Raw genomic sequence first — 16,901 nt, 5'->3', positions numbered from 1 at the left:
TTAACAGGTAAACGGGTTGATATACGTACGCGCTAATTTAATCGATTAATTGCATTTAAGTTTATTTGCTAACGCTTGATACGCATGTAACGCGACTAGTGCGTCTTTATTGTTTCTGCTTACGTTTTGATAGTGCTTTATTAAGCGCATGAGGTACTGCGCTTTTTCGCATTGTTCAGCGCTATGCCATAGCTTGTCGCCAATAGGGGATATTGCTACACCTTGGCGCTTATTGCGTGTTACGTGGATAATTTCGTAAAACCGTTTGTTTTCAGAAATAAGCGATTCATCGATCAATGTATAGTTTAATGCAATTAATTGCTGGCGAAGTGTAAACGTATGATGCACTGGGCAAATGATAAATTCGAGCGCTACATCACCAAAGCGCGCCGTTAATTGTTGAATAAATTCCGCCGCTAAATCACCGCCCACGCCCGCAATAATTATCAGGTGACAACCTTTGTATTGATCAAGTGGAAGATCGTTAACACTTATTGTATGGCACTGCCAATTTTTATAAGGCAACTGCTGAGAGCCAGGTTGCGTACTTAGCCCATTTTCCACGCCTTTCATAATGTGCGCAGAAATATCAACAAAGTGTATGGTGCTAGATGGGTAAGTCGCGAGTAAAGACATGCCTAAGTAACCGTGATCACAACATGTATCCCAAATATGGTGATACGGATTTTTGATTGTGTTGGCGATGGATTGCAGGCGGTAAGATAATGGCATAACTAAATTAGGCGAAAATAATAAACTAAAACAGCTGCATTTTACCAAGTTCTCATTTATAAATCACAACTCCATGTGTATATTTTATTCATTTGTGGTGTTGGAGTTAATATGAAAATAGTGATTGTTAGTGGAAGCGGTCGACCAAATTCAAATAGTTTGCAGTTAGCAAACAAGATAAGCGAACACCTTGTACGATTAGACATTGAATGTGATTTAGTCGATTTAAGTGAAATGACGCGACTACTGCATCATTACGAAGGGCATGATGATGAAGTACTTAGCAAGCAAAAAGCGCTACTTCTTGAAAAATTATATTCAAGTGATGGCATTGTGATTGTGGCACCGGAGTGGGGCGGTATGTTACCGCCAGTGCTACATAATTTTTTATTGCTCAGTGCTTATGGCTCTGCTTCTGGCTTTCCGCTCGGCCATAAGCCTGCGTTAGCCATTGGAATATCAACGTCAGGCGGTGGGCACAATCCAGTTAGTTTATTAAAAGGCTATAGTGCTAAAAATTCACACTTGGTTTGGTTGCCATTCCACGTGATCATTAACAATGTCGATGAGTTTATTGCGAGTTTTGCTGAAAAAGATAACGCGCTTTGCAGCAGGCAAAAAAGCATATTTTCGCGTTTAGAAGTTGGCTTACATGCGCTAGTAATCTATGCAAAACAGCTCGCCCCAATTCGATACGAGCTCACACAGCTTTCGATTAAACACCCTTTTGGTCAATGAGTTAATAAGGGCTGTATACACGCAATAAATGCTTGTTCAAATGGTCGGCTGTGACAGATATTGAGTTGTTTTAGTCGACTATCTTGCAGTGCACAGTTATGCGGCCTGCTTGCAACTTGACTTGGCTCGTTTATTGGCGAAAGTGTTGTTTCATCAATTTCAAGTTGCTTTGCTGCAATACATGCTATCTGATACTTGGTGTATGCTTGATTATCTGAAACGTGGAATATGCCGCCAATGTTTGTGTTGGTTACTTGGCATAAATCAACAAGCGTTAAGGCAATGTCGTCAACATGGGTAGGATAACGAATCGCCCAATTGTCATGTGCATTGTTTGATCGTTGTTTAATTTGGTGTGCGATAACCGTAATTGCCGACTCGCTCAATGTTTCAACTTGCCCATAAAGCACAGGCACACGAATAACAGTATGTGTTTTAGATGTGTTTAAAACGATTTGCTCCCCCTGTGCTTTAGTTTCACCATAAAAGTTAAGCGGGTTTAGTGTATCACTTTCACTGTATGGTGGCGTTTTTCCGTCAAATACGTAGTCAGTACTGATAAAAAAGAATTGTGCGTTTAAACGAGCCGCTTCGTGAGATAGATGCTCGGTTACTGAAAGGTTAAGGGCTTTGGTATGGGCGTGGTTGTTTTCGCATACATCCGGTTTTCGCTCAGCTGCCGCATGAATAATAATATCGGGTTTAGTTTCATTAAGAAATTGCGTTACCGTTGTATGCTGCGTTAAATCTACCTTAACAATTGGGCTTTGTGCGCGTCTAAACCCTGTGCCGATTACGTCAAAGCCGTTTTCATTAAATATACGCATCAGTGCTCTACCAAGTAGGCCAGTTGCACCTGTTATCAATACTTTTTTCATGAATTTCCTAACACTCTTTTGGGGCAGTTAGTGTAAAACAAAGCGCAGTTTAACCCCATTTTTTAAGCAAAACTTAATGTATCATTTTGTTAAAAGGCGGCTAAAATTCGTAACCTAGGCTTACAACAAACCGATAATCGTTTTTATCTGGGGTTGATGTATCGGTCGGTTTCGGATTTTCGATACGATCTAAATAGAATGTGAGGTCTAAATCAAAGTCGCCAATCAGATCTACTTCAAAGCCAGCTTTAAGGCGATGAATATATTCACCAGCTTCTTCACTTACAATTTTAACTTGGTAATCTGCGTCAAACTCTATGTCTTTGGTTATATCCCACTGAACGGCGGTACCTAAATTTAATACACCGGAGGTTTCTTTGTCGTCTTCGCCAGCTTCAACGGTAATGTAACGAGTAGATTGATAGCTAGGGCCTGCACTTACTTCCCAAACAAAATTGCCGGTATCAAGCACTTCATAACCAACGCCAAAACCCAATGTATGACGGTTATTTATGTTGCCAAGTTCATCAGCGAAATATTCATAATCGGCGACGCGTATAAAGGTTTTTGGAGAGAAAAACCAATCGAAACTAGTTGAGAGCCTTTGGTCGTTAGTGGTTTGTTCTTTTTTACCGGTATCTTGACTTACTCTTTCGCTAAAATTACTAACAAACTCGCCAGATAAACGCGTTGTTGCAGTGCGCCTTTGCGCTTCACCGCTTAATGTGTAGTCAGATTGCTCAGAATTACCTCGGCGAAAGTTAGTGCCAAAGTTAATTTCGCCGTCCCAATAATCACGTTCGTTACCATTTGCAGAAGCGATTGATAAAAGATTATTTACTGCAATTTGTTGCTTTTCCTGACCATTGGTTAGCGTTAGAAGTTTGTTTTGAATTACTAGCTTGCCAGTTAACACCGTGCCGTCGTTTAAACGAATACTTTGCTTGCCTTTAGTATAAAGCTCAGCAACATCATCTATATCGATTGTTTGTATACCGAATTCATCAGAATCAAATTCGATGTCTTCATCATATAGGGTAATTAAGTCGCCTTTTATCCACTCGCCTGAGGCGGTTTTAAGCCAATCATACTTTTGCTTAAAGTCGCTGTCAGCAGGTCTCCAAAGAGGGCTTGTGCTTGCGCCAGAAGCAAATGAGCACAACAGCGATGTAGTTAATAAAAAAAGCAAAATAGATTTCATAAAAAACACCCTGTTAAATTTCATCCATATCTTGAATACAGTTACATGTTGCTGTGAATAATCATAGACATGTATTTAGCTTTCTGTCGATAACGGTAATTCCATAAAAACACTGAGCGGGTTATCACGATAACGCCCAAAGCATTCGCAACGCTCAAAACCAAGGCTTTCATATAGGTTGATTGATTCTGTTTGCTTACTACCTGTTTCCAAACGTAGTAATGGGATCTGCGCTTGGCCGGCCCAGTACATTAAGTTTTGCATAATGCGTCGAGATAAGCCTTTACCACGGTGTGTTGGTTTAACATAAACACGCTTAATTTCGCCATACAGGCTTGACTCAAACTTCTTTACAATCGCACCGCAGGCGATGATACCTTCGTCTGTTAACAAGCCAATCGCGTGTACATTGGGTTGGTTTAATTCAGATAAATGTAAAGATTGGTCACTTGCAATTGGGTAGAGTGAATTCATAAGGCGGTCTATTTCAGCAAATAGACTAATTACATGTGAATCGTTGGCATCTAACGAAACTAACTGCATAGTGTCCTCTAACAACTTTATTATTGTGCTTTAGATACGTTGGGGCAAATAATTAAAAATCAAGTTAACAAATAATACAAGTTTGATTTTCATCATTATGTATTTACTAACAGGCCATATTTTTGTAGGGTCTGCATAAATTGACACAATGAGAATTAGAAATGCCTAAAGCAAGTGAAATTAAAAAGCATGCAGCCATTGATTATAACGGTCGAGTGATGATTGTACGAGATATCGAACGTTCAGTTCCTCAAGGGCGTGCAGGCGGTAGTTTATACCGTATGCGTATGTACGATGTCGTAAATGGCGGTAAAGTCGATGAAACATTTAAAGCCGATGAAATGTTAAACTTCGCTGATTTAAATCGTCGCCCAGCGGTATTTTCGTACGTTGATGGTGACGAATACGTGTTTATGGATGAAGAAGATTACACGCCATATAACTTAAACAAAGAGTCAATTGCAGAACAACTTTTGTTCATCGATGAAAATACCAAAGGTTTATTAGTTGTAGTGGTTGAAGGTAGCCCAGTATCAATTGACCTACCGTCAAGTGTAGAGCTGGTAATTGAAGACACATCACCTTCAATTAAAGGTGCATCAGCAAGTGCACGTACAAAACCTGCAACAATGACAACAGGTTTAATCATTCAAGTGCCAGAGCATATTTCAGCGGGTGATAAAGTAAAAATTAACACCTCTGAGCAAAAATTTATGGGCCGCGCTGAATAATTCGGTTTGGTTTTGTAAAAAGGCTTAGCAAGGTTGCTAAGCCTTTTTTTGTTTTCAGTAACAAACTACATTTATATTCTAAACTTAGGGAATATATTTGCGTAGATACGTAACGGCATTTAAAATGTACCAATCTCTTATATAATCCGCACGCTCACCAATACAACATCTTTCAAAAGAGCTTTGACTAACAAGGATAACAATGAATATTACTATTGCAGGTACTGGCTACGTTGGACTATCAAACGCGGTTTTATTAGCGCAACATAACTCAGTAATCGCTTATGATATTATCGATACAAAAGTTGACCTGATTAATCAAAAACAATCCCCCATTGCAGATCCTGAAATAGAACATTTCCTCGCAAATGAAAAACTCGATTTAGTTGCGACAAGCGACAGCAACAAGGCGTTTCAAAACGCAGATTACGTTATTATCGCAACACCTACGGATTATGACGAGGTAACAAATAAATTTAATACATCGTCAGTAGAGGCGGTTATTCATGAAGTTAACAAAGTCAATCCTTCAGCAATAATGGTTATAAAGTCAACTGTGCCGGTTGGTTTTACTAAACGCATTAAGCAAAAGTTATGTACCAGCAATATTATATTTTCGCCTGAATTTTTACGTGAAGGTAAAGCGCTATTTGATAATTTACATCCGTCGCGCATTATTGTTGGTGAAAAATCAGAACGGGCACAAAAATTCGCTGAGTTATTGGCACATGGCGCGTTGAAAGAGAACATTGATATTCTTTTAACAGGTTCTACAGAGGCAGAGGCGGTTAAGCTTTTCTCAAACACTTACTTAGCAATGCGTGTTTCTTATTTTAATGAACTCGATACTTACGCTGAAAGTCACGGGTTAGATACAAGAGAAATTATTGAAGGCGTAAGTTTAGACCCTCGAATAGGCAACCACTATAACAACCCATCGTTTGGTTATGGCGGTTATTGTTTACCAAAGGACACCAAGCAGCTTCGCGCAAATTTTGAAGATGTACCAAACACACTGATTAACTCAATCGTTGAATCTAACACTGTCCGAAAGGATCATATCGCATTTTCAATTATTAATAAGCAACCAAAAGTAGTGGGTATTCACCGTCTAATAATGAAAAGCGGTTCCGATAATTTCAGAGCGTCTTCGGTACAAGGCATTATGAAACGCATTAAAGCAAAAGGAATTGAAGTTGTGGTGTATGAACCTGTGATGCAAGAAGACTCCTTTTTTAACTCACGCGTAATAAAAGACCTTGAAGAGTTTAAACAAATATCGGACGTAATCGTATCAAATCGAATGGAGCGATGCCTTAAGGATGTTGCTGACAAAGTCTATACACGGGACCTCTTCGGTAGCGATTAAGCTTTATCTCGTAACGCTTTTAAACTTGTCTTTTATGATTTTGAACTAGCGAAATAACGCTAGTTCATATAGCATTAGCGTTTTTGCTCTCTCGGATAATTCATGGCTCAGCTGTACTTTTATTACTCTGCAATGAACGCAGGTAAATCAACCACGTTATTACAATCTGCTTTTAACTACAAAGAACGTGGAATGGAGCCATTAATTTATACCGCAGCAATTGATACACGCTATGGTGAAGGCAAAGTAAGTTCGCGTATAGGCTTAGCAGCAGACGCATCTTTGTTCTCGCCTGAATCTAATTTGTCTGACGAAATTGCCACGCAGCATGCGGTTAAAAAAGTTGATTGTGTACTTATTGACGAGGCCCAGTTTTTAACTAAAAAACAAGTAGAAGAATTGTGTATCGTTGTTGATAGGCTAAATATTCCAGTATTGTGTTATGGATTACGTACCGACTTTCTCGGCGAATTATTTGTTGGTGCCCAGTATTTACTGGCGTGGGCAGATAAGTTAATTGAATTAAAAACCGTGTGTCATTGCGGGCGAAAAGCCAATATGGTGCTTCGTACCAATGAACAGGGCGTACCAATCACCCAAGGTGAGCAGGTTGAAATTGGTGGTAACGACCGATATGTGTCAGTGTGCAGAAAACACTATTTTGAAGGGCTTGAAAATCAGGTCGCAATCCCGAATTAGCATTAACTATCTTAAGTTAGTTAACCAAAAGGCTTGTGAATGTATCGCAAGCCTTTTTTGTTTTACACCAATACGCTTAGTTAGATGAGTTGTTAAAACGCCAGCACAACACGTGCATTACTTTTTGGCCGTGGGCTAATGGCATTACTTTAACCTCAGAATTAGCAAAGCGTGTTAATTGTGATTTAAGCTTTGGCAAGTTCTCTTTTTTTGATACTAACGATGTAAACCAACCTACCTGCTCTTGATAGTCAACGCTTTCGCTAATCATTGTCGTAAGAAACGCTATTTCACCGCCTTCGCACCACAATTCGGCTTTTTGACCTGAGAAATTAAACCCTTTGTTTTCGTGTGAGAGATTTTTCCATTTTCGTTGGTTAGCTTTTTCAGCGTGATCTAACGAACTATGGAATGGTGGGTTGCAGCAGGTGATATCAAAAAAGTCGTTTGCGTTAATCACACCGTGAAATATGTTGTCAGTTGATTTTTGCTGGCGCAATTTTACGGGCAGCTTATTAAACTGCGCTAAGTTCTTAGCTTGTTTAATGGAGTTTTCATCAATATCGGTCGCTACCGCTTTCCACCCATAAATCTTGTTGGCTAAAATCGGGTAGATGAGTGATGCGCCCGTACCAATATCCAGTAACTGTGTGTTTTTTCCGGTCGGTACATCACCGTTATTTTGTTCGGCGAGTAAATCTGCGAGCGTGTGAATTAAATCAGCGCGGCCTGGTACGGCAGGGCATAAATTTGTTTCTGGTATATCCCATACAAGTAACTGATAATCTACAACCAAAAGCGCTTGGTTAAGTGCCTTTACTGCTTTTGAATCGCTAAAATCAATCGTCGTGTTACCAAATTCATTTTTGATTAAGTAAGGCGTAAGTGTCGGGCTAAATTTCGCTAGCTTCGCTAAATCATAACCATTGAGGTGGATATTTCGCGGATGATGTTTTTTTTCCATCGTTATGGGGCAATTCAAAAGTGTTACATAACGCTGATTTTAACATGCTAGCTTTTGAACGCTTGTATTTATTCATATTTGTTTTTAGTATCGTTCTGGTACGACCAGATTAAAGGCAATACTTATGATTACACAAGCCTCACATTTCGTTCCTTTGAAAAATGGTGACAAAGTTCATTTGCGTCAAATCTACAAAGACCAAAACGGTCCTATTGTCTTTTTTATGCATGGTGCTGTTGAAAATGGCCGCATTTTTTATACCCAATCAAACAAAGGATTAGCGCCGTTTTTAGCAGATGCGGGTTTTAATTGTTTTGTTGCTGACTTGCGTGGCCGGGGGTTAAGTGAACCAAAAATCTCCAAACATAGCAGTACAGGGCAAAGGGATTCTATTGTTGAAGAGATCCCAGCGATGTTGGACTATATTAAATTCTATTCTAAACAGCCTATTGCTTATTTTTGTGCACATTCATGGGGTGGAGTATTACTTAACTCTGTATTGGCACGCTTCCCAACTTACCTAGATGATTTAAAAGCGTGTGTTTATTTTGCTTCTAAACGAACCATATATAACCGTCACCCATCAAAATATATTCAAGCGAATTTAGTGTGGTACTTAATTTCCCCATTGCTAATTAAAAGGTATGGCTATTTACCTGCAAAACGCTTTAAGTTTGGTTCGGATGATGAAACTCGTTTGTCACATAAAGAAGGGGTAGAGTGGGTTAAGAAAAATCCTTGGGTATGTCCATTTGATCAGTTTGATTATGGTAAAGCACTTGAAGACATAGCGCTTCCGCCTGTTTTACATATTGGCGCAGTAAATGACAAAGCGCTAGCACAACAAGTTGATATAGAAGCGTTTATCAAAGAGAGTGGAAGCGGTGAACAAGTACTTAAGATGTATGGTAAACGCTACAACCATAAAATTGATTATGACCACATAAATATTCTCACGTCGCCGTTTGCTAAAAAAGAAACTTACTTAGATACATTAAATTGGTTTAATCGATTTAAATAAGCGAAACATAGGCGTTGTAGCAGGTGATAGCGCAGAGGTAATTAAAAGCCGTGTACTCGCCGTATTCAAGGTGAGTGCCGCTTATTCATGATTTTTCAATACAAACAACTTTTTACAGATTTCGCTTATACCTTTTCTGATTGTTGTGCGAAAATGTAATTATGCGTACGATGAAATATTTCCATAAAGCCCCTGTTCGGGTGCTTAAAATCAAACAGCAACGAAGTCGCTTAAAAGTGCGCCGTCAGATGTTGCAAGTTAAGCATGCGCTTGCACAAGAAAAGCAAGAAACCATCGATATGCTGATCACCTACCGTAACTACACGCAAGGCAAAGCAAATAAAGCAGAACTAAAGAAAGCAAATCAACAGTTTCTTGATGTACTTAAAGGCGTTGGTTTAGGCATTTTTGCAATTCTACCCTTTGCGCCAATTACTATTCCATTAATTGTAAAACTCGGAAAACTTGTTGGTGTTGAAGTATTGCCCAGTGCTTTTAACAAAACTGATAATAAATAATCTTTAACATCGCCTATTATATTGCGCTGAAATAACAGGCGCTATCCTATTAAATTCTATCGCGAATGTAAGACAACCCGAACCATAGTTTGTTATGCTATAGCCAAAGTGTGTAAATTATAAAGGCCAAAATATGACGCAAGCCCTTGTTAAAAAATCTGAAGGGATCCCGCTTAGCATTAAATCAAGTGCAGAATTTGACGCGTGGCAAGAAAAACAATCTGAGGTAACTAAAAACTGGCTTAAATCACTAAGCTTTGAAGGCCGTGGTTTGTTGTTAGTACCAAATTTTGAAAGTGGCACGTTAAGCGAAGCCGTGTTCTTTTGTAACGATACTAACGAACTTTGGTCATGTGGCGACCTCGCTTCGCAGTTACCAGCGGGTACTTATTTACTCAATAATGATGCAAACACAAACAAGTTGGTAGCAACCAGCTTTGCGTTAGGTGCGTATGACTTCACACCGTACAAAGAATCTAAACCAGTAAGCGTAAAACTCGCTATTGCTGATAAAGCCTTGTTTGATGAAGTTACAACGTACGTAAAGGGTGTTTCAATTGTTCGCGACCTTGTGAACATGCCTGCAGGTGACATGATGCCACAACACCTTGCAGAAATAATGTCTGATATGGCTGATGAGTTTTCAGGCGAGTTTTCTCAAATAGTTGGCGATGAACTTTTAGAGCAAAATTACCCAACAATTCACGCAGTAGGCCGAGCAAGTGCAAACAAACCACGTTTACTTGATTTACGTTGGGGTGATAAAAATGCGCCGAAAGTAACCTTAGTGGGTAAAGGCGTGTGTTTCGATTCAGGCGGGTTAGATCTAAAACCGGCATCTGGCATGCGTTTAATGAAAAAAGACATGGGTGGCGCTGCACACGTTCTTGGTTTAGCGCATATGATTATGGCGTTTAACTTACCAATTAATTTACGTGTGATGATCCCTGCGGTTGAAAATGCAGTGTCGGATAATGCATTACGTCCGGGCGATGTTATTAAAACACGTAAAGGCATTACCGTTGAAATTGACAATACCGATGCAGAAGGGCGCTTAGTTTTATGTGATGCACTTGCTGAAGCGGTAACAGAAAAGCCAGATACGCTTATTGACTTTGCAACGCTTACCGGTGCGTGCCGTATTGCCCTTGGCACAGAGTTACCTGGCTTTTTCAGTGATGATAAATCACTTGTTGAGGGGTTAGAATTAGCTGCAAATGACGTACAAGATCCAGTATGGCATTTACCATTACATAAAGCCTACAAAGATTTGTTAAACAGCACGGTTGCAGATATGACAAACTGCGCGTCAGGCCCATTTGGTGGTGCAATCACCGCTGCACTTTACTTACAAGAATTTGTTGAACAAGACATTTCATGGGTGCATTTTGATGTAATGGCGTGGAATATCCGTAAGTTACCTGGCCGACCTGTTGGTGGTGAGGCATTTGGTGTACGTGCGGTTCTGAAATATTTACAAAATAAATATAGCTAAAGCGAGATCACTTGGCGTTGATATGATCTAACAGTAAGTCAATCGTTAGATCATCACCTTCGGCAAGCTCTGCGATTAATAAGCGCAAAATATAAGATTTAGATAACCCTGATTGCTTTGACAGCGTATCGAGCTGTTTAATGTGATCAGGAGAAAGGGTGAAAGTAGCATTTTTGTACTTTCGCCCTTTTTTTATGTGTCGTGATTTATTAAGGGTTGTATCTTTACCTTGTGCATACAGGTTTGCTTGCTCAATAAACTCATCAACCGAAATTTTTTTCTTTCGGTTGTTACCATTTCCTTTTTTTAAATCAATTAAACTCATGGCCGTGAACCACTTCCATCGTTAATAACTCATCAACAATGGCTTTAATCTCAAGCGCAGCTTTACCATCAGGTTCAATTTCAATCACAGATTTACCGTTTTCTTCGCTATCATCGTAGATGTTTCTACTGTGGGTAATTGAATTAAGTACCGGTATACCATATGACGAGCACACCTCTTTCGCTTCTAAAATACGTGAGGCTTGATTAGGCAACGAAGGGCACTGCGTAATAACAAACGCTGCGTTAAGTTTTGGGTTAACCATTTTGCACGTTGTAAGTATATCTTCCATATGGGGAACTGTTTTTAAATCCCTGCGTTTTGGCCTGAGTGGAATAAGTGTGTGATCGGCTACCGACATCGCAGCGCGAAGTGCTAAGTTATCTTGCCCACCACAATCGACGATAACATAATCATAATGGTTTTCAAGACTAAGAAGATCATTGCGGATTTTACCGTACAATTGCACACAATTAATCAGTGGCAACTGTGGGTTGGTATTACGCGCTTGGATCCAATCTGATGAAGTTCGTTGAGGGTCACAATCTACAATCAAAACGGTGTAATTTTGCAGGGTAAGGTAAACGGCAACATTTTGAGCAAGACAGCTTTTACCGCTACCGCCTTTTTCACCGCCAACAAGAATAATCATTTATCCTCTCCTTGTTCGACAAATATCATGGCAACATCATACCAATCGTGAACTTCTGTCTCTCGCAATACCCTTGCATAAAATTGGTTTGAGGCACCTAACTTGTCGCGAAATGTTACCTTAACGGGATGATTTGTAATGATAGGTCGGTCGATATTCACTTTTAATCCAACGTTCGAAACATCAATGCACATTGCTTGGCGTTTTATTATTTTGCCATCTTCGCATTGCCACTCTAATCCAATGAGTTCTTTTTCCATATCGAGCCGTAATGAGCGTCTTTTTTCAATGTTGGAAGTTTGCTCATGCATAGTAATACCCTTTAAACAATCGCTAAATTGCACTCCATTACCCTTGGTATGGCGCATATATCACTATTTAAAGCGTAGTGTTAAAAGGGAATTTTGCAAATAAGAAAGCCCGTATAAACACGGGCTTAAAGAAAGGCTATTGGCAGTGTTTTACTGCATCGGCGATTAGTTCTAGGCCGCTTTTATCGCAAGGGGTTAACGTATGACTTGCTGGAATAATCGGGGTTACGCGCTCACCCCATTGAATAAAACTTGCAGCCCATGTTAGGCCCGCACCAAACGCAGCAGAAATTACACGACTGTTTTCTTTAATCAGGCCATTTTCAACTGCCTCACAAATCGCAATAGGAATGGTCGCAGCAGAGGTATTGCCGTATTTATCAATATTCACCATTACTGCATCATCGGTTAAATTCACTTTAGATTGAATTGCTTGAATGATGCGTAGGTTTGCTTGGTGTGGAATAAGTACATCAATGTCGGTAATTTCGCTGCCGACTTGCGTTAATACATCATCAACTGCAGTCGTCATACCTTTTACCGCACGCTTAAATATCTCGCGACCTTCGAATAAAAGGTCAGACGGGCCAACTGGCTGATATTTATCGGTGTTGGTACCTGAATTTGTGATGTGTAGAATTTCCCTATCTTCGCTGTCACAACCTGTCTTAGTTCCTAGAAGGCCTGTTTTGTCATCGCTTGCCTCAAGCACTACAGCACCGGCACCATCACCAAAAAGTACACCGCTATCGCGACGTTGCCAATTTACATACCAAGTCATACGTTCAGCGCCAATGACAACTGCTTTTTTAATCATGCCTGATTGAATTTGTGCGGTAGCGTTTTGTAATGCGTACAAAAAGCCAGAACATGCCGCATTTACATCACATGCAGCTGCACCCGTTGCATTTAGGTTTTTTTGAACTTCTGATGCCGTGTTTGCAACCATGGTAGACGGAGAGCAGGTTGCTAAAAGTACTAAATCTATTTCGTCTGCGTTTTTGATGCCAGCACAATCAAGTGCATTTTTTGCTGCGATAGTTGCAAGTTCTGCGGTACTTTGATGAGAGATGCGCCTTTCTTTTATTCCTGTACGTGTGGTGATCCATTCATCGTTGGTGTCCATAATTTGGCTTAGATCATCATTTGTCAGTTTTACTGGCGGAATGCATTTTCCCCAACCAGTAATTTTGGCATACTTCATTAGCAACCCTTATTGTGATTTCTTTGTGTGTTGAACTGGTTATACCAGATACAGTGCGTTTTGTCTTTGTTTAAACGAGTTAGTTATGACTTTGCTTGCTAAATTTCTTAGAGCTGAACCGGCGTTAGCTTATCGAAAACCGATCAGCCGATTGTTATTTTTACGAACCGTGTCTATTGCTATTCAGCTTATTAGCGTCATTGTGCTGCATTTTTCTGTTAGCAAAAATGATTACGTTGGTGTACTACTGCTTGTTATTGCGTTTGAAACCTTGTTCCATTTAGCAAGTATTGTTTATTTTTCGCGTCTTAATGCGACTAATTTTGCGTTGGCATTGCAAATATTGGCTGATATTTCGTTCTTGAGTTTGCTCTTACTTTATAGTGGTGGGGCAACTAACGCGTTTGTTTCGTTGTTATTACTTCCGCTTATCATAGCTGCAGTGTGTTTACCGCTTCGCTGGCTTGCTGTGTGTTCGCTTACCGCTGTCAGCTTTTATACATTATTAGTGTTTAACATGCCAAAACACGCGATGCATCATATGGATATGCAGGAGCATTTTTTAGGAATGTGGATTAATTTTGTATTGTCCGCGTTGGTTGTTACCACCACAATCAGTGCCTTGGTTAAAGCCAATGCCAATAAAGAGCGCCAGATGGCAATTCAACGGGAAGAAACGTTACGCAGTGAACAATTAATGGCTCTGGGTACGGCTGCTGCACAAGTCACACACCATTTGGCAACACCGATTGCCAACCTTCAAATGATCTATGAAGATTTACTCGATGAAATTGGTGAAAACAATTCACTTATAAACGAAATGGCGCAGCCACTGACTCAATGCACTGAACAATTGGCATATTTTCGTGATTACGCAAGCCAAATTAAAGAAAACAAAATTAACGAAAAATGTGTTAATACGGTGATTAACGAGTTTTATGATGCGTGTTTATTGCACTTTCCTGAGCAGCGAATTGTGTTAACGAATTTAGCCTCAGCATCAAGTAAAATCAGCTCAGACAGTTTGTTACTTTCAGCACTGATAAACTTAGTGCAAAACGCTGTCGATGCGAATAGACAAAATCAAAGTAATCAAATCGAAATCAATGTCGGTGAAAGTGACGGTCAATTGAATATAGACATTGAAGACACTGGCGCTGGCTTTGATATAGAACTACTTGATTCATTAGGACACGAAACAGTTCAAAGTCAAAAAGGCATGGGCATAGCACTCTTTTTATCCAATACCACAGTAAATAAATTGGGCGGAAAATTGATTATTGCAAATAATCAGGATGTTGGCGCAAAAGTAAGTGTAAGGTTACCATTACTATGAAATTATTAATTGTTGAAGATGATAATGCATACGGTCAAACACTAGCCAGGCGTATGACTAAACACGGATTTAGTGTTGAGCATGTTACTCATGCTGACGAAGTGTTGATAAAGGCAAGACAGTACTTGCCAGAATACATCCTGCTTGATATGAAACTAGGCGCTCAAATTAGTCTGCCATTAATTAAACCGTTAAGGGCGTTGTTGCCGAATTGCAAAATCGTATTGCTAACTGGCTTTGCCAGCATTGCAACTGCGGTAGAAGCGATACGATTAGGCGCAAATGATTATTTAGCAAAACCTGCTGATACTAAATCCGTTGTTGCTGCCTTAACGGGCGAAAAAACCGATATAGCCTTTGATGAAACACCCATTTCGAGCGAGCAATTAGAATGGGAACACATTAATCAGGTATTAAAAATAAATAATGGAAACGTCTCAGAAACCGCACGACAACTCGGTATGCACCGCAGAACATTACAACGTAAACTGCAAAAAAAACCGCAACTGACTAAAACCGAACATTATGGCTAAACCGAACAAAAAGTTACCTGAGCGCGTGGTTAAAATAGTGTGTGTAGGTTGTGGCGCTAAGCTATTTAAATATCACAAAAATGGTAAAGGCGCGTTAGTTAAGTGTTTTAAAGAACGGATAGCCGTAAATTACTGTGAAAATGCATGCCACTGCCCAAGTTGTAATCAAATGTTTGCCCGTGAGCAGATTATCCGTGGCGCTGCCGCGTATAAAATCATTGGTGGTAAGGCCAAAATAGATTAAAGCAAATAAACGTTAATAGGGGACATATGTCATGGTAAGGTCCTACCGGTAAGATAGAATTATCCGGTTTGAGGATTAACCTCAACTACAAGCTGTTTCATGGATGGAAATCGCCCTCCCCACGGAAAGGGCCAGCAAATTTGGGCGCTAAAGCTTGGAGTTTTCAATTGATCTCAATAATTTTTGATATTATCGGTATGACCGGTACGTTTCTTGTCGTCGGTGCGTTCTTTTTATTACAATTAGAAAAAGTAAAACCAACGGGTATTGGTTACAACGTGATGAACTTATCTGGGGCAATTTTATTACTTATAAGCCTCTGTTATAATTTTAATTTAGCAAGTTTTGTAATTGAATTGTTTTGGATAGCTGCGTCACTAATTGGCCTTTATAAGTACTTTAAGGCACCAAAAGAGGCGATAAGCTAACGTCCCAATAAGGAGAGGGAGTGTTATTAAATTCTTGTCGTCGATTATCTATTCTGACGTTATTAGTAGTCCCTTTCCTGTCTCAAGCGAGTAACTCAGCCTCCAGAGAAAAGTCCGCAAAACCACCATTGACACTGGAAGTAAAAAAAACGGTTACGGATAGCGCATCTTTTTTACAAAGCCAGCTTAATACCCATATGCAAAATTCGGCGCAGTGGCTTGATCAATTATTGGTAAGTGAAGGTAGCGAAAAAACACGTGCCACAGCTAAGGGCTATGTTTCACTCGGTTTTGCGCCAAGAGCAAGAGATTTATCGGATTTTGATAATCAATTTAAAGTATCACTCGATTTACCTAATTTAGAAAACAAGCTAAGCGTTATTATCGATAATGACGAAGCAGAAGAAGATCGACTTCCTTTTCAAAGTATATCGGGTCAAGATCAAGATAATCATGTTAACGCTGCATTAAACTGGTATATGTTACAAAAACAGCGGTTAAACATTGAGCATAGAATCGGTGTTAGCCGCTCAAATCTGTATGCACAAAGCCGCCTCAAATATCAGCAAAAACTTGATAAATGGCGCTTTACCGTTTCGCCAAGCATTGAATACTACCTTGAAGATGGGTGGGGAGCGCGAGTTAATACACGACTTGATAGAAAAATAGAAAGCGACCAGACTCTAAACTTCGCATTTAACACCCGCTATGTTGAAAGTGAACCGACTAACCGTGTGTCGCTTGGTATTTTCCACAGTCATACTTATAACAATGATCAAGCTGGTGTAACGGGTGTGTGGCTAAAAGATAGTTTCAGCGGAGAGCGAAGCTATTATGCATCTTATCGCTGGCGAACGCGCTTTTTTGAGCATTGGTTATTTTTTGAAGCTGAACCATTTGTTGAATTTAGAGAGCGCTACGATTTTGACGATGAACCTGGGATTGCTCTTCGATTAATCGCTTATTACGGCGTGTAGCG

The 16,901-nt window shown here is 39.8% G+C and carries 21 protein-coding genes; 12 read left to right on the top strand and 9 right to left on the bottom strand.

The window, feature by feature from the left end; genetic code table 11:
• Positions 1 to 45 precede the first annotated feature (45 nt).
• Positions 46 to 732, bottom strand: coding sequence for a tRNA (adenine(22)-N(1))-methyltransferase (locus tag ACHSBP_RS13745; RefSeq protein ID WP_395389168.1), 687 nt, complete (start codon positions 730 to 732; stop codon positions 46 to 48).
• A gap of 111 nt (positions 733 to 843) precedes the next feature.
• On the opposite strand from ACHSBP_RS13745, the gene ACHSBP_RS13740 reads away from it, so the two are divergent.
• The gene (locus tag ACHSBP_RS13740) at positions 844 to 1,470 is read left to right on the top strand and encodes an NAD(P)H-dependent oxidoreductase (protein ID WP_395389166.1); all 627 of its coding nucleotides are present in this window, start codon (positions 844 to 846) and stop codon (positions 1,468 to 1,470) included.
• On the opposite strand, the gene ACHSBP_RS13735 is transcribed toward ACHSBP_RS13740, so the two are convergent.
• The 3 genes from ACHSBP_RS13735 to ACHSBP_RS13725 form a co-directional block, all read right to left on the bottom strand.
• Positions 1,464 to 2,348 carry a dTDP-4-dehydrorhamnose reductase family protein gene (locus ACHSBP_RS13735; RefSeq protein ID WP_395389165.1) on the bottom strand — a complete coding sequence of 295 codons (885 nt, stop codon included), beginning with the start codon at positions 2,346 to 2,348 and terminating at the stop codon, positions 1,464 to 1,466. The two genes, ACHSBP_RS13740 and ACHSBP_RS13735, sit on opposite strands and share 7 nt — an antisense overlap.
• A gap of 100 nt (positions 2,349 to 2,448) precedes the next feature.
• Positions 2,449 to 3,549 (bottom strand): YdiY family protein, encoded by a 1,101-nt coding sequence (locus ACHSBP_RS13730; RefSeq protein ID WP_395389164.1) that lies wholly within the window; start codon positions 3,547 to 3,549, stop codon positions 2,449 to 2,451.
• Between the two features lie 75 nt (positions 3,550 to 3,624).
• Positions 3,625 to 4,092, bottom strand: a complete 468-nt coding sequence (locus tag ACHSBP_RS13725) for a GNAT family N-acetyltransferase (protein ID WP_010559096.1) — start codon at positions 4,090 to 4,092, stop codon at positions 3,625 to 3,627.
• 161 nt (positions 4,093 to 4,253) lie between these two features.
• Between ACHSBP_RS13725 and yeiP the strand changes: the two genes are divergently transcribed.
• The 3 genes from yeiP to ACHSBP_RS13710 all read left to right on the top strand — a co-directional run bounded on the left by yeiP (position 4,254) and on the right by ACHSBP_RS13710 (position 6,891).
• A complete protein-coding gene (yeiP, locus tag ACHSBP_RS13720; RefSeq protein ID WP_010559097.1) occupies positions 4,254 to 4,823 on the top strand; it encodes an elongation factor P-like protein YeiP in 570 nt (189 codons plus the stop codon).
• Between the two features lie 202 nt (positions 4,824 to 5,025).
• Positions 5,026 to 6,192 (top strand): nucleotide sugar dehydrogenase, encoded by a 1,167-nt coding sequence (locus ACHSBP_RS13715; RefSeq protein WP_395389162.1) that lies wholly within the window; start codon positions 5,026 to 5,028, stop codon positions 6,190 to 6,192.
• Between the two features lie 102 nt (positions 6,193 to 6,294).
• Positions 6,295 to 6,891, top strand: coding sequence for a thymidine kinase (locus ACHSBP_RS13710; RefSeq protein WP_010559099.1), 597 nt, complete (start codon positions 6,295 to 6,297; stop codon positions 6,889 to 6,891).
• Between the two features lie 76 nt (positions 6,892 to 6,967).
• Here ACHSBP_RS13710 and rlmF read toward each other — a convergent pair whose 3' ends face one another.
• Positions 6,968 to 7,855 (bottom strand): 23S rRNA (adenine(1618)-N(6))-methyltransferase RlmF, encoded by an 888-nt coding sequence (rlmF, locus tag ACHSBP_RS13705; protein ID WP_010559100.1) that lies wholly within the window; start codon positions 7,853 to 7,855, stop codon positions 6,968 to 6,970.
• A 124-nt stretch (positions 7,856 to 7,979) separates the two neighbouring features.
• Here rlmF and ACHSBP_RS13700 point away from each other — a divergent pair, with 124 nt between their 5' ends.
• The 3 genes from ACHSBP_RS13700 to ACHSBP_RS13690 all read left to right on the top strand — a co-directional run bounded on the left by ACHSBP_RS13700 (position 7,980) and on the right by ACHSBP_RS13690 (position 10,889).
• Positions 7,980 to 8,876 carry an alpha/beta fold hydrolase gene (locus ACHSBP_RS13700; RefSeq protein ID WP_010559101.1) on the top strand — a complete coding sequence of 299 codons (897 nt, stop codon included), beginning with the start codon at positions 7,980 to 7,982 and terminating at the stop codon, positions 8,874 to 8,876.
• A gap of 161 nt (positions 8,877 to 9,037) precedes the next feature.
• The gene (locus tag ACHSBP_RS13695) at positions 9,038 to 9,394 is read left to right on the top strand and encodes a hypothetical protein (protein WP_148665292.1); all 357 of its coding nucleotides are present in this window, start codon (positions 9,038 to 9,040) and stop codon (positions 9,392 to 9,394) included.
• Positions 9,395 to 9,527: 133 nt separating this feature from the next.
• Positions 9,528 to 10,889, top strand: coding sequence for a M17 family metallopeptidase (locus tag ACHSBP_RS13690; RefSeq protein WP_010559103.1), 1,362 nt, complete (start codon positions 9,528 to 9,530; stop codon positions 10,887 to 10,889).
• A gap of 7 nt (positions 10,890 to 10,896) precedes the next feature.
• On the opposite strand, the gene ACHSBP_RS13685 is transcribed toward ACHSBP_RS13690, so the two are convergent.
• From ACHSBP_RS13685 to ACHSBP_RS13670, 4 genes are all read right to left on the bottom strand, one after another.
• The gene (locus tag ACHSBP_RS13685; RefSeq protein WP_010559104.1) at positions 10,897 to 11,214 is read right to left on the bottom strand and encodes a ribbon-helix-helix domain-containing protein; all 318 of its coding nucleotides are present in this window, start codon (positions 11,212 to 11,214) and stop codon (positions 10,897 to 10,899) included.
• Positions 11,201 to 11,866: an AAA family ATPase gene (locus ACHSBP_RS13680; RefSeq protein WP_010559105.1), complete on the bottom strand. Its 666-nt coding sequence runs from the start codon at positions 11,864 to 11,866 to the stop codon at positions 11,201 to 11,203. The genes ACHSBP_RS13685 and ACHSBP_RS13680 overlap by 14 nt, the downstream gene beginning before the upstream one ends.
• A complete protein-coding gene (locus ACHSBP_RS13675; protein WP_395389161.1) occupies positions 11,863 to 12,234 on the bottom strand; it encodes a PilZ domain-containing protein in 372 nt (123 codons plus the stop codon). The genes ACHSBP_RS13680 and ACHSBP_RS13675 overlap by 4 nt, the downstream gene beginning before the upstream one ends.
• 79 nt (positions 12,235 to 12,313) lie before the next feature.
• Entirely contained in the window at positions 12,314 to 13,381 is a 1,068-nt protein-coding gene (locus tag ACHSBP_RS13670; protein WP_010559107.1) for a ketoacyl-ACP synthase III, read from the bottom strand.
• Between the two features lie 85 nt (positions 13,382 to 13,466).
• Here ACHSBP_RS13670 and ACHSBP_RS13665 point away from each other — a divergent pair, with 85 nt between their 5' ends.
• The 5 genes from ACHSBP_RS13665 (at position 13,467) to ACHSBP_RS13645 (ending at position 16,899) form a co-directional block, all read left to right on the top strand.
• Positions 13,467 to 14,717 carry a HAMP domain-containing sensor histidine kinase gene (locus ACHSBP_RS13665; protein WP_010559108.1) on the top strand — a complete coding sequence of 417 codons (1,251 nt, stop codon included), beginning with the start codon at positions 13,467 to 13,469 and terminating at the stop codon, positions 14,715 to 14,717.
• Positions 14,714 to 15,250: a response regulator transcription factor gene (locus tag ACHSBP_RS13660; RefSeq protein ID WP_010559109.1), complete on the top strand. Its 537-nt coding sequence runs from the start codon at positions 14,714 to 14,716 to the stop codon at positions 15,248 to 15,250. Before ACHSBP_RS13665 ends, ACHSBP_RS13660 begins: the two co-directional genes overlap by 4 nt.
• Positions 15,243 to 15,494 (top strand): hypothetical protein, encoded by a 252-nt coding sequence (locus ACHSBP_RS13655; RefSeq protein WP_010559110.1) that lies wholly within the window; start codon positions 15,243 to 15,245, stop codon positions 15,492 to 15,494. Before ACHSBP_RS13660 ends, ACHSBP_RS13655 begins: the two co-directional genes overlap by 8 nt.
• Before the next feature lie 167 nt (positions 15,495 to 15,661).
• Complete coding sequence (locus tag ACHSBP_RS13650) at positions 15,662 to 15,922, top strand: hypothetical protein (RefSeq protein ID WP_040642632.1); 261 nt, start codon at positions 15,662 to 15,664, stop codon at positions 15,920 to 15,922.
• 20 nt (positions 15,923 to 15,942) lie between these two features.
• Positions 15,943 to 16,899 (top strand): hypothetical protein, encoded by a 957-nt coding sequence (locus ACHSBP_RS13645; RefSeq protein WP_148665291.1) that lies wholly within the window; start codon positions 15,943 to 15,945, stop codon positions 16,897 to 16,899.
• Positions 16,900 to 16,901 lie beyond the last annotated feature (2 nt).

The sequence above is a fragment of the Pseudoalteromonas sp. XMcav1-K genome (genome assembly GCF_044005875.1).
Taxonomy (GTDB): Bacteria; Pseudomonadota; Gammaproteobacteria; order Enterobacterales; family Alteromonadaceae; genus Pseudoalteromonas; species Pseudoalteromonas spongiae.
This window is presented reverse-complemented; position numbering and strand designations above follow the sequence as displayed.